13 protein-coding genes are annotated in these 12,145 nt (G+C 67.0%); 5 read left to right on the forward strand and 8 right to left on the reverse strand.

What is annotated here, in order from left to right:
• Positions 1 to 35: 35 nt before the first annotated feature.
• Positions 36 to 746: a hypothetical protein gene (locus tag AC1RMY_RS21680; RefSeq protein WP_492868052.1), complete on the reverse strand. Its 711-nt coding sequence runs from the start codon at positions 744 to 746 to the stop codon at positions 36 to 38.
• Between the two features lie 157 nt (positions 747 to 903).
• On the opposite strand from AC1RMY_RS21680, the gene hemH reads away from it, so the two are divergent.
• The gene (gene hemH, locus AC1RMY_RS21685; RefSeq protein ID WP_492868203.1) at positions 904 to 1,968 is read left to right on the forward strand and encodes a ferrochelatase; all 1,065 of its coding nucleotides are present in this window, start codon (positions 904 to 906) and stop codon (positions 1,966 to 1,968) included.
• On the opposite strand, the gene AC1RMY_RS21690 is transcribed toward hemH, so the two are convergent.
• Complete coding sequence (locus AC1RMY_RS21690) at positions 1,884 to 2,876, reverse strand: alpha/beta fold hydrolase (RefSeq protein WP_492868054.1); 993 nt, start codon at positions 2,874 to 2,876, stop codon at positions 1,884 to 1,886. The two genes, hemH and AC1RMY_RS21690, sit on opposite strands and share 85 nt — an antisense overlap.
• A gap of 45 nt (positions 2,877 to 2,921) precedes the next feature.
• Between AC1RMY_RS21690 and AC1RMY_RS21695 the strand changes: the two genes are divergently transcribed.
• Positions 2,922 to 3,401, forward strand: coding sequence for a MarR family winged helix-turn-helix transcriptional regulator (locus tag AC1RMY_RS21695; protein ID WP_492868055.1), 480 nt, complete (start codon positions 2,922 to 2,924; stop codon positions 3,399 to 3,401).
• Positions 3,402 to 3,515: 114 nt separating this feature from the next.
• Here the strand turns inward: AC1RMY_RS21695 and AC1RMY_RS21700 are convergent, their stop codons facing one another.
• From AC1RMY_RS21700 to AC1RMY_RS21715, 4 genes are all read right to left on the reverse strand, one after another.
• Positions 3,516 to 4,433 (reverse strand): TorF family putative porin, encoded by a 918-nt coding sequence (locus tag AC1RMY_RS21700; protein ID WP_492868056.1) that lies wholly within the window; start codon positions 4,431 to 4,433, stop codon positions 3,516 to 3,518.
• 221 nt (positions 4,434 to 4,654) lie between these two features.
• Positions 4,655 to 6,073: a L,D-transpeptidase family protein gene (locus AC1RMY_RS21705; protein ID WP_492868058.1), complete on the reverse strand. Its 1,419-nt coding sequence runs from the start codon at positions 6,071 to 6,073 to the stop codon at positions 4,655 to 4,657.
• Between the two features lie 201 nt (positions 6,074 to 6,274).
• The gene (locus AC1RMY_RS21710; protein WP_492868059.1) at positions 6,275 to 7,228 is read right to left on the reverse strand and encodes an acetyl-CoA carboxylase carboxyltransferase subunit alpha; all 954 of its coding nucleotides are present in this window, start codon (positions 7,226 to 7,228) and stop codon (positions 6,275 to 6,277) included.
• A 107-nt stretch (positions 7,229 to 7,335) separates the two neighbouring features.
• Positions 7,336 to 8,091, reverse strand: a complete 756-nt coding sequence (locus AC1RMY_RS21715; RefSeq protein WP_492868061.1) for a class I SAM-dependent methyltransferase — start codon at positions 8,089 to 8,091, stop codon at positions 7,336 to 7,338.
• 129 nt (positions 8,092 to 8,220) lie between these two features.
• Here AC1RMY_RS21715 and gloB point away from each other — a divergent pair, with 129 nt between their 5' ends.
• Genes gloB through AC1RMY_RS21730 form a run of 3 tightly spaced genes read left to right on the forward strand, consistent with a single transcriptional unit; the run spans position 8,221 to position 10,254 of the window.
• Positions 8,221 to 8,985 (forward strand): hydroxyacylglutathione hydrolase, encoded by a 765-nt coding sequence (gene gloB, locus AC1RMY_RS21720; protein WP_492868062.1) that lies wholly within the window; start codon positions 8,221 to 8,223, stop codon positions 8,983 to 8,985.
• A 7-nt stretch (positions 8,986 to 8,992) separates the two neighbouring features.
• Positions 8,993 to 9,457, forward strand: coding sequence for a cupin domain-containing protein (locus AC1RMY_RS21725; RefSeq protein ID WP_492868064.1), 465 nt, complete (start codon positions 8,993 to 8,995; stop codon positions 9,455 to 9,457).
• A complete protein-coding gene (locus tag AC1RMY_RS21730; protein WP_492868066.1) occupies positions 9,457 to 10,254 on the forward strand; it encodes a GNAT family N-acetyltransferase in 798 nt (265 codons plus the stop codon). The genes AC1RMY_RS21725 and AC1RMY_RS21730 overlap by 1 nt, the downstream gene beginning before the upstream one ends.
• A gap of 90 nt (positions 10,255 to 10,344) precedes the next feature.
• Here the strand turns inward: AC1RMY_RS21730 and AC1RMY_RS21735 are convergent, their stop codons facing one another.
• Entirely contained in the window at positions 10,345 to 11,580 is a 1,236-nt protein-coding gene (locus tag AC1RMY_RS21735) for a metal-dependent hydrolase family protein (RefSeq protein WP_492868068.1), read from the reverse strand.
• Positions 11,581 to 11,617: 37 nt separating this feature from the next.
• Positions 11,618 to 12,097, reverse strand: coding sequence for a DUF2938 domain-containing protein (locus AC1RMY_RS21740; RefSeq protein ID WP_492868205.1), 480 nt, complete (start codon positions 12,095 to 12,097; stop codon positions 11,618 to 11,620).
• Positions 12,098 to 12,145 lie beyond the last annotated feature (48 nt).

Consider the following 12,145-nt stretch of genomic DNA (forward strand, 5'->3'; position numbering starts at 1 on the left):
CGATGCGTTCCAATCAAGCGGCTCGCAGCCGCGTCCTAGCGATTGGTCATCTCGGCGCGGATGCCGTTGATCTCGTCGCTGAGATGGGCGTAGTTCGCGGCCGAATCGCGGATACCGGCGCGACGATTGCGCTCGGTGAGCCAGGGCCCATCCCTGAACCAGGCGGTGAGATGACCTTTCCGGATGTAGTGGTCGAAGGTCGGATCGGGCATTTCCCGCGCCTCGACCACGTATTTGCGAGTCCACTCGTCCTCGCGCACCTGGGCGGGTAACCAGTCTCTGATGATCTCGATGTCGTCGAGGACATGGAGAAGTTCGTGTTCCCAGATGACGGTGAACAGCTTCTGGCTCAGGCGGTCCTTCTCGAGGGGGCGATCATCTTCGAGCACATGGACCGTGATCGTCACCTCCAGAACGACGTCTCCGCCCAGGAAGCGCCATGACACGCGGTTCTGGACATCGGCGCTGCGCTGCCATTGCTTGTCGATATCGGGAAAGACCACTGCGAGCTCCGAAGTGACCAGGCCATGGACCGAGGCGAGTTTCCCTGGATTATTCTTCTGCGAGCCGCTCAGCAGCTTCATCATATCCTCGCGCCGAACGAATTTCGGCAGGCGCAGGTCGCTGGCGGTCAGGCCCTTCGGCGGCTTGATGGCATAGCGCCCCTTCGGCACGACCACCGAATTCGCGTGGATGATCCGGCTCTTGATCTCGAAAGCGGGACCCTTGGCTGTGGGCGGCGGCATGGCATCCCTCCCTTTGCATCGGGTGTCGTGCTGGCCGGTCGATGCTCTGCCGGTTCCGGCCGCTGCGCAAGACGGAACGCCAGTGTCGCACCCGCCGCGCCGGCATTGGACGGAGCCCGGAACTCGTCTAAATCACAGCTCCATGAAAGCTCCAGATATGCCCTTCGAGGCCAAGCCGGCCGTTCCGCAACCCGAGTTGGCGAAGCCTGCCGATCACCCAGTGATCCGGATGGGGCGCATCGGCGTCCTCTTGATGAATCTCGGTACGCCCGAGGGCACCAGCTATTGGCCGATGCGGGCCTATCTGAAGGAGTTCCTCTCTGACCGGCGCGTCATCGAGGAGCCGCGCTGGAAATGGTGGCCGATCCTCAACCTGATCATCCTGACGACGCGTCCGGGCCGCAAGGGCAAGGACTATGCCTCGATCTGGAACACCGAGCGTGACGAGGGCCCGCTGAAGACGATCACGCGCTCGCAGACCGAGCAACTCGAGGCGCGGCTCTCTCCCGAACTGGGCGAGCGCGTCGTCTTCGACTGGGCGATGCGCTACGGTTTCCCCGATGTGAAGAGCCGGCTGAAGGCGCTGCTCGAGCAGGGCTGCGACCGCATCCTGATGGTGCCGCTCTATCCGCAATATGCGGCTCCGACCTCCGCCACGGCTTGCGATCAGGCCTTCCGCGCCCTGATGGAGATGCGCTGGCAGCCGGCGGTTCGGGTCGCGCCGCCCTATTACGACGATCCTGCGCATATCAAGGCGCTGGCGGCTTCGATGCGGGCGTCGCTGGCGAAGCTCGATTTCGAGCCGGAGGTAGTCCTGTGCTCCTTCCATGGCATGCCGAAGGAGTATCTGCTCAAGGGCGATCCCTATTACTGTCAATGCGCCAAGACCTGGCGGCTGCTGCGCGAGGAGCTCGGCTTCAGCCCCGAGCGCTTCAAGATGACCTTCCAGTCGCGCTTCGGGCCCGATGAATGGCTGCAGCCCTATACCGACGAGACGGTGAAGGCGCTGGCCCAGTCCGGCACCAAATCGATGGCGATCGTCGCGCCGGGCTTCTCGGCCGATTGCCTGGAGACGCTCGAGGAACTCGATGTCGAGAACCGCGAGATCTTCCTGCATAATGGCGGCGAGCAGTTCGCCTATCTGCCCTGCCTCAACGCTTCGTCCGAGGGCATCGACACGATCGAGGCGGTCGTCAGGCGCGAGCTGATGGGCTGGATCTGAGCCGATCTTCGATCCGCCCGTCCGGCGACGAAATCCGCGACGGCCGCTGCGACCTGGCGTGATTGCAGGATGCGGCGATGGCCGAGACCCTGCAGGGCTTCGAGCCGCACGAAGGGGCCGGCACCTGCGAGTTCCTCGGCATGGGCGAAGGGCACTTCCCGGTCGTCGCGGCAGTGAAGCAGCAGGGTCGGTTTGCCGAAGCGTGCGAGCTGATCGGCCCCCTCGAAGGCGGTGACGGGCACGCCGGCGACGTTGTGGATGCGCGCCTCCAGCGCTCTCTGCCCGCTCCGGCCGAGTCCGATCGTCGTGCCGAACCAGCGCGTGACCTCCGCCATCGACGAAGGCGGCGAGATCAGCGCCAGCCGCTCCGCAGTCACGCGCGGCTGCGCCGGGACCGTACCGGCGAGCCCCGCGAGCGCGATCGAGCCGCCGAAGGAGTGGGCGACGATCGCATGAACGGGCGCAAAGGCGCGCGCAACCGCGGCCAGGCTCGCGACCCCGATCGGCAGGTTGAGCTCGACCCCGGTCGATTGGCCATGGGCGGGCAGATCGAAGGCGATGACGCGGAAGCCGGCCCGCTGCAGGGGCGCGACGAAGGCGCTCATGAAGGCCGCCTCGCCGGTCCAGCCATGCAGCAGGATCACGCTTGGGGCAGGTTCGCCCCTGCCATCGGCCATCGACTCGAAGAGATGGGCCGCGACGGAGCCGCAGGGATACGGCACCGAGATCCGGGTCGCCCGGTCCAGACGGGACGCGACGGACTTGACCGCGGGCGCGCGATTGGTTCCCTGCTTGCGGCGGGGCGGCGTGCAGAAGGCCCTGAAGGCGAGTCGGCCGGTCAGGCCCGGTGCGATCAGGCCGGAGACGCGGACGACCGGTCTGAGCAGGCGGAGGAGCGAGGTGGCCATGGCGCCAATCCTGATTTGTTCAGCCTTGAACGAGTATGTTCATTCATGAACAGAAAGCAAGAGACTTCGCTGCCGGAAGGGAAGGCCCGCATGCTGCCCTGGGACTTGCCGCGCTTTCGCAATTGGATCGCGGTGGCGCGCGTCCATCAGCTCTGGAAGAAGGTTTTCGGCGAGGCTTTGGCCCCGTTGGGAATCCAGCTCGCGCATTACGACGTGCTCGCCAACATCGCGCATGTGCCGGGGTTGACCCAACAGGCGCTCGCCGAGAAGCTTCTGGTCGGACGCAGCGCCATGAGCATGCTCCTGCCTGAACTCGAGCGTCGCGGGCTGATCGAGCGGCGCAGCGACGAGACCGACCGTCGCCTCCGCCGGCTCTGGCTGACGCCGGAAGGCGACGCGCTCACCGAGAAGGCCATGGCCATCCATGTCGCCCGGCTGGAAGCGATGATGACGGTGCTGAGCGACGCCGAATGCGATTCGATCGGCGAGATGATGCGCCGGATCGCGGCTTCGCTGGAGAAATAAGCCAGGGAGCGCCGGTCCAGACAGCAAAAAGGCCGCTCTTGCGAGCGGCCTTCTGAGTTCTACTTCGGCGTGGCCGAGTGCGTGTTACTTGTACGCAGCCTGCTTGTACGCGGCTTACTTGGCCGGGGCGAAGATGCCGAGGCTGCTCGCCGTGATGTCGAAGGACAGCGTGCCGACGACGGTCGCGCCGCACCACTTCGATCGGCCCGTGCCTGCGTTGACGCCGCGCGGATCGGCCGTCAGGAGGAAACAATCGGCCTTGGAGAGGTCGGTGTCGTGGTAGCGAACATCCGCGGTGATGTTCTTCCAGGTGTAGGAGACGCCGGCGTTCCAGTAGGTGTAGTCGGGCAGGTTGGTCGGCGGATTGGTCGACCAGATTGCCAGGTTGGTGGTGCCGAGCCAGTAGCGGCCGAGTTCGCCGGAGACCGACAGGCCTTCGAGGAAGGGCAGGGCGTATTTCGCGGTGATCGAACCGTAGGTGCCCTGCGCGCCGGTGCCGAGCCAGTCCCACGCGTAGAAGACGTTGGCGCCGACCGTCAGGCTTTCGTTGAAGGTGTAGGAGAGCTTGCCGTAGACTTCCGTGTAGTCGGTATTCTTCGGCGTCCAGAACACGCCGGTCGTGTCGATGAAGGCGCGCTCGCCCGGGTAGTAGTACTGCCAGATGCCGAGATCGACGGTGAGGTTGCCGAACTTCGGACGGATACCGCCGTAGAAGTCGATCTCGGCATCCGGACGGGTCGCGAGATCGACGTTCGAGGCGTAGACGCCGAGATAGAACAGGTTGTCGTAGATCTGCAGCTCAGCGCCGCCCTGGATGGCGGGCTTGCGGTCGGTCTGCGAGATGCCGCGGAAATTGTAGTCCGTCATGCCCTTGATGCTGACGGCGACGTCGATCCAGGTGATGCTGGGCGGGATCGGGGCGACCGGAGCGTCTTTGCGGCTGGGAAGATCGGCAGCCTGCGCGGAGCCGGCAAAGGCAGCGAGCGACAGGGCGATGCCAGTGACCGAAGAGCGGACGAAATCGAAAGCCATTAGTTGCTCCATGCCAATCAAGCCGCGCATTTCGGCGCGTTTCCGCCACAATCTAGGCGGGTGTTTTCGATTCTCGGCAAGGCGAGCTTTTTGGCAGCATGCTCAGTCTTTAAGCAAAAGACCCCGCGGAGCGGAGCCTTTGCGCCTCAGAAATGGTCTAAGCCGACAAAGCGATGCGATGTTGTATTTCCATCACGTCGCGCGCCGTCTCTCAGACGATCCTAGCGGGTGACCGGCTGGCTCGCGGAGGCGGTGGGCTGGTCTAGCTGCGTCGTGCGCAGCTTCTCCGCGCGGCGCGGGGGCAGGGGCGCACGCACATTGGTCGGCGCCGAGGGGACGACCGAGGCGACCGGCGCGGAGGCCTGGGGCTCCGGCGCAGCGGACCCGCCGATCAGCGGCACGAAGCTGAGGGCGCGGCGATAGAACGGCACGCTTTCCTCGGACGCCGTGGCGAAGCCCGTTGAAGCGGCGGCAGAGGCTGAGAGCGGCGCGGCGTTGCCGGGCAGGACCTTGGCGACCCGGGTCGCGGCCGGGGCCATTGCCGGCTTCGGCGCGGCCTGTGCCTTGGCCGGCTCCGGCTTTGCGGCCGGCTCCGCAGCGGCGGAGGAGACGGCGGCGAGCACGGCGTCGTTGTCGGCCGAACTGGCCCGCACCGTCGCCTTGATCTTGCCGCTGTCGTCGAGGACGGCGACGCGCGGGCCGGTGGTCAGGGCTTCCGACCGGCTGACGCCGACGTCGCGCGAGGCCCACGAAACCGAGCGGTTCAGCGACTCGGAGCCGCTGGCGACGAGGATGCTCTTGAAGGAAGAGTGCTGGTCGCCGTCGTCATAGACCAGCTTGACGGCGGGCGTGCCCTTGGCAACCAGCGCGGCGACCTGCGCCTCGTCCTGCTGGCGCTTCTGCTGCACGGCGGGGATCGCCGATCCGCCGCTGCCGCCGTTGATGACATAGCGGCCGCCCGCGACGCTGACCTGCGGCTCGGCCCCGGTGACGTCGAAATAGTCGGTGCCTTCCTTCAGGTTCTTCCAGAAGGCGATGTTCGAATCGAGCCGGTGCTTGGCGAGGTTCTCCGGCGTCATCCGGAAGGGCAGTGCCTGCATCTGGACGGCACGCTGGCCGCCGCTATGGGCCTCGCGGACGAGTGCGTAGATCTCGCCCATCTGGTCGTCGGTCATCGAGTAGCAGCCGGCCGAGGAGCAGGCGCCATGCACCATCAGATGCGCGCCGGTGCGGCCATGGGAGCGGTCATAGGCGTTAGGGTAGCCCATGTTGAACGAAACGTAATAGGACGAGTTGGGATTCATCTGCGCCGGGGTGATGGCGTAGAAGCCCTCGGGGGCCATGCGGTCGCCCTCGCGGACCTTCGGGCCGAGCTGGCCGGACCAGCGGCACATCGGATAAGTCTTGAGCAGGGCATACTGGCCGTCGGCCTTGCGCTTCCAGATCTCGAGCTCCGACTCCTTCTTGTAGGAGCGGATCAGGATCGGCTGATCCTTGGTCATGCCCTTGCTCGACATCAGGGCGTAGGTTGCCGAGGGGATCGGGATGTTGTGGCGGGCGGAGCCGCGATAACGGTCCTCCTCGCAGGCGCCCAGGGACAATGCAACAAAAGCCAGGAGCGCGAGTTGCTTGATTGCCACGTCGTCAATCCCATCGATGGGTCGGCCGGAGGAGCGCGACCTGTGACTTCGCAAGGCGGCCAAATTGTGCCCGCCGTCATATTCTGGAAGCGTTAGCCTTGAAGCTTCCTTACCACAGGCGCCGCGCTTATGGCCACATGGTCAAGGGCGGGTTAAATTCTCGCACCTTCGCCACGCCGGCAGGCGCCTTCGCGCCTACCTTCACAGGCTGCGCCCGATCGCCAGGAACTTCTCGGCTCGCCGATCCACGATCTCATCCTTCGACAACCCTGCCAGCTCCGACAGCGACGCCGAAATCGCATCGCCGGCGCGTCCGATCGCAGTCTGACGGTCACGATGCGCGCCGCCGGTGGGCTCGTTCACGATCCGGTCGATGATGCCGAACTTCAGCAGGTCCTGCGCGGTGATCTTCATGCCGGTGGCGGCATCCTGCGCCCGGCCGGTGTCGCGCCAGAGGATCGAGGCCGCGCCTTCCGGCGAAATCACCGAATAGATCGCATGCTCCATCATCATGACACGGCTCGCGGCTGCGATCGCGATGGCGCCGCCCGAGCCGCCCTCGCCGATCACCAGGGCGACGCTGGGCGTGCGCAGGCCGAGCCAGGCCTCGGTCGAGCGGGCGATGGCCTCGGCCTGGCCGCGCTCCTCGGCCTCGATGCCCGGATAGGCGCCGGCGGTATCGACGAAGCTCAGCACCGGCAGGCCGAAACGGTCGGCCAGTTCGATCAGCCGGACCGCCTTGCGGTAGCCCTCGGGCTTGGCCATGCCGAAATTGTGCCGGATGCGGGTCTCGGTCGAATCGCCCTTCTCCTGTCCGATGATGCAGATCGGCTCGCCGCGGAAGCGGCCGAAGCCGCCGACGACAGCCTCGTCCTCGCCGAAGGTGCGGTCGCCCGCCAGCGGGGTGAACTCCTCGATCAGCGCGGCGCAGTAGTCCTTGAAATGCGGACGCTGTGGGTGGCGCGCGACCAGGGTCTTCTGCCAGGGCGTCAGCGCGGCATAGAGTTCCTTCAGCGCCTGGCCGGCCTTGGCCTCGAGCCTGTCGATCTCGTCGGACAGCGCGTAGCCGTCGCCCTTGGCGTCCAGGGCCCGCAATTCATCCGCCTTCGCCTCCAGTTCGGCGACCGGTTTCTCGAAATCCAGATAGCTACGCATCGTGATCCAGTTCAGGTTCCGCGCCGGGCTGGTCCCTGCGCGCGAGAGCGTCTATGGAACCGGGCTTGCGAAAAGCGGCGGACCTTGGTCGCGCCCCGGCTTTTTTGTCAACCCGGAGGCGAGGCGTCGGTGCGCGGGGACGGGGTTGGCTGCGGCAGCAGGATCGGCCGGAAGGCGAAGCTGCGGCGCGTCGCGCGCAACGGAATGCGGCGATAGACCTGCTTGGTCGCATCGATCACATGCACGCCGGCAAAGGGCAGCGCGAGCCCGGCCCCGGCGCGTTCCCATGCGGCAGCCGAGCGCATCAGCAGGCGGCGACGCAACGGCGGCACATAGAGCGCCTCGGTCCAGTTCTCCGGGGCGAACTCGCCGGCGCGCATCAGCGCCTCGAGCTGCGTGCGGCTGAACGGGCGACCTTGGCCGAAGGGCGTTCCGTCCATCCGAGCCCAGAGCCCGCGCCGGTTCGGCACCACCAGAATCATCCGGCCGCCGGGCGAGAGCACGCGCCCGACCTCCTCGATCAGGTCGTCGGGGCTTTCGGTCTCCTCCAGCGCGTGGACGAGCACGACGCGGTCGATCGAGGCGGTCGGCAGCGGCAGCAGCGTCGGCTCGACGAGCGCGGAGGCCGACAGCCCGTCGGACGGCCAGTTCACGACGCCTTGCGCTGCCGGCATGAAGGCGATCACCCGCTCGGCATTGACGCCGAGAACCGAGAGATAGGGGGTCGAGAAGCCGAGGCCGAGCACCCGTTGGCGCGCGCAATCAGGCCAGAAGCGCAGCATCGCCGTGCCGATGAAGCGCCGCGCCACATGGCCGAGCGGGCTGGCATAGAAGGCTCGCAGATCGGCGACGTCGAGGGACATGGAGCCGCAAGATGTGGTGCTGCGCCGATACGCGCAAGGGCCGGATAGGGCGGAGCCGCCCCCGCCAGACTGGCCTTGGCCGGCGCCTTTCGCTATGCGCGAGGGAACAGCCGCGTTCCGGAGCTTCCCATGCCGCTCGATCTCCATGTCTTCCGCACGCTCAGCGACAATGCGGGCGCCCTGCTCCATGACCCCGTGACCGGGGCCTGCGCGGCCGTCGACGTGCCCGATGCCGGGCAGGTCCTGGCTGCCGCGAAAGCGAAGGGCTGGGCGATTACCGACATCTTCGTCACCCATGCCCATCACGACCACACGCAAGGCGTGGCCGAGGTAAAGCGGGCGACCGGGGCCAAGGTCTGCGGCCCGGCCGATGCGGTGGCCTCGGCGCCGCTCGATCGCATCGTCGGCGAGGGCGATAGGGTTTCGCTCGGAGGCGAGAGCTTCGAGATCTGGCATACGCCGGGGCATTCCGACGGACATCTCAGCTTCGTCTCGCGCGGGGCGAAGCTCGCTCTCGTCGGCGATGTGGTCTTCGTGATGGGCTGCGGGCGTGTGCAGCCCGGCCAGATGGCGGCGATGTGGACCTCGCTGTCGCGGCTGATGGCGCTGCCCGGGGACACCCGCCTGCTCGGCGGCCATGACTACACCCTCTCCGATGCGCGCTTCGCCGTCTCGGTCGATCCGGCCAATGCGGCACTGGTCGCGCGGCTGGCCGAAGCGGAGGCGGCCAAGGCCGAGGGACGCTTCTGGGCCCTGACCACGGTGGCGGATGAGGCGGCGACCAATCCGTTCTTCCGAGCCGGAGAGGGCGCACTGGCGGCTGCCGTCGGGCTCGTCGGGGCGCTGGCGGGCGATGTCTTCGCTGCGCTGCGCGAAGCCAAGAACAGGTTCTGAGGGCGCCATGACGCAGTCGCTGAACGGCCTGACCGCTGCCGAGGTGATCCGGCTGCTCGAACTGAAGCCCCATCCCGAAGGCGGGCATTACCGCGAGACGTTCCGCGATCCGCGGGAAACTGACGGCCGCAGCGTCTCGACGGCGATCTACTATCTGCTGGACACCGGCGAGACCTCGGAGTGGCACCGTGTCGATGCGGCCGAGATCTGGCACCATTATGCCGGGGCGCCGCTGGTGATCAGCGTCTCTCCCAATGGCCACGACGCCTCGGCGCATCATCTCGGGACTGATCTGGCCGCGGGGCAGCGGCCGCAATTCGTCGTGCCGGCGGGCTGGTGGCAAAGCGCGACCTCGCTCGGCGCCTGGACGCTGGTCGGCTGCACGGTGGCGCCGGGCTTCGTCTTCGAGGCCTTTGAAATGGCGCCGCCGAACTGGCGGCCGACGCCGCGCAAACCTGGGGGATCAGCTTGATGGCGGAGTTACAGAAGGGGCTAGGCCAGGATGCCGTCGAGCAGGATGGTCTCGACCTGGTGCTCGATTGCGAGCGGCGCATCGTCAATGCCTGGCCGTCGCCGGCGACTCTGCTGATCGGCGACTGGGTTGTGCGCTTCGCCAGCGGCTATTCCGGCCGCGCGAACTCGGCCTCGCCGCTGAGGCAGGACGCTGCGCTGGACGAGGCAACGCTGGCGCTGGTCGAGGAACTTTATCGGGCTGACGGGCTACCACCCTGCATCCGGCTGACGCCGCTCGTCGCCGCTTCGACGCGTGAAATGGTCCTGGCGCGCGGCTACAGGGTCAAGGACGCCTCGTTCGGACTGATTAGGCCGCTGGCCGATATCGTGCCGGAGGTCGAGCCCGATCTCCAGATCGAGGCGCGCCCGAGCCAGGAGTGGATTGCAGGCGTCGCGTCCCGCCAGACCGGGATCAAGGCCGATCCGGACAAGCTTGCGGCTATCGTCGACGCGGTGCGCCTGCCGGCGGCCTTCGCGACCTGGCTGGTTGCGGGCGAGCCGGTCGCCTTCGGCATGAGCGTGGCCGAGCGCGGCATGGCCGAGATCGGCAGCGTCGTGGTCGATCCCGCCCATCGCGGCCATGGCTTCGGCCGGCGGCTCATCGTCGGGCTGATGGGCTGGGCGCGGGCGATGGAGTGCGACAGCGCCTATCTCCAGGTCGACCAGACGAACGAGGTCGCGATCGGGCTCTATCGCAGCCTCGGCTTCCGCCAACTCTACGCCTATGAGACGCGGGTGCTCGACATCACGGCGTGAGCCTTTTTGGTCATTCCCGGGCAGGCCGTAGGCCTGAGCCCGGAATGACGATGCGGTTCCCGCGTGCAGTGCGGTCGAAGGCCTTCTGCCTCAACCCAGGCTGGCGCGCTTCATGAAGGCGCCGCCCTTCATGATCAGCGGCATGTGCTTGCCCTGGCGGGTCAAGAGCGAGAGGTCCTTGAGCGGGTCGCCATCGACGACGATGAGGTCGGCATGGGCGCCGGCTGCGACCGTGCCGATCTTGCCTTCCAGCTTCAGCAGCTTGGCCGCGACATGGGTGGCGGAGCCGATGACCTCATGGGCGGGCAGGGCGCGGCCGCGGATCACGAACTCCTCCGATTGGTACTTGTGCATGTCGCCGAGCAGGTCGCTGCCATAGGCCATGGCGAGCCCGGCTTGTCTCATGACGGCGAGCGAGTTCATGCCGGCCGAGCGCACGACATCGACCTTGGCGACGGAGTCCGGCGGGAAGCCGAGCTTGGGGCCATCCGAGACGAGCTTGTCATAGGTGACGAGGGTCGGCACCGCGACCGCGCCCTTCGAGGCCGCGAGCTTGGCGGTCTCGGCCTCGATCAGGTTGCAGTGCTCGAGCGAATGGACGCCGGCCTCGACGCAGCGGCGGATCGCCTCGTCGGTGTAGACATGGGCGGAGACATAGGTGCCGGCCATCCGCGCTTCCTCGACGATCGCCTCCAGCTCGCTGACGGAGAAGCCGAGGAAATGGATCGGGTCGGTCGGCGAGGCGCAGCCGCCATTGGCCATGATCTTGATGAAGTCGGCGCCGCCCTTGATCTCCTCGCGCGCAGCGCGGCGGACCTGATCGAGGCCATCGCAGACGCGGCCGAGCGCGCCGAGCCGGTGGCGGATGATCGGCGTGGTCGCATCGTCATAGCGGCCGCGGAAATCGGCATGGCCGCCGGTCTGGCTCAGCGCTTTGCCGGAGATGACGAGGCGCGGCGTCGGGAAATGGCCCTCCTCCGTCGCCTGCTTCAGGCCGAAATCGGCGCCGCCGACATCGCGCACCGTGGTGAAGCCGCGCATCAGCATCTCGCGCATGATGACGAAGGAGCGGGCGGTGACGAGGGAATCCGGCAGCTGTGCGTTCCTGCCGAGGTCGGCGACGCCGGCGACGACGTGGACATGCGCATCAATCAAGCCCGGCATCAGGGTCTTGCCCTTGAGATCGATCACCTTGGCCTTGGCGGATGCGACGGACTTCCCGACCTCGCGGATCGTGCCGCCCTCGACGAGGACGCTGACGGGCGCGCCGGCTTCGGGTGCGGTGCCGTCGACGATGCGGGCATTGGTGAAGAGCGTACTGGCCATGGGATTTGTCTCGACAGGATTCGTGAAGAGCTGGAGTTCAGCGGGTGAGCAAAGCGGTGCCGTAGAGGCCGATCGCGAAGACGGTGTGGCCGATGATGTTCATCAGGCGCAAGCTGTTGGCGTTGGGCCGCTTGGAGGCGGCGATGCCGGCGCCCATGCCGGGCTGCAGGATGAACCAGCCGCAGCCGACCGTGGCGAGTCCGACGATCAGCGCCGGCAGGAAGGTCGGGTTGTGCGCCCAGGAGACGCCCCAGATCGCCAGGACGATGCCGGCGAACAGGATACCGACGAGATAATGCGCGATCCAGCCGATGGCGAGTTCGTTGGCGACGGGTTCGGCCTTGGTGATGTCTTCATGGATGAAGCGGCCGCGCGGGAGGTGCGCGAACCAGCGCCCGACCATCGCCCAGTTCGGCGCCGGCAGGCCGAAGGCGCGCTTGAGGAACTGCGCCCAGAGATCGAGCAGCACGGTCGCGCCGACGCCGATCAACACCGCCCGAACAATGAAATCCATGATGTCATTCCCCCGGAGCGCGGATCGCCGGCTCCTTCCTGCGCCGGTTCA

It is taken from the genome of Allobosea sp. GW822-FHT03F07, from assembly GCF_058801345.1.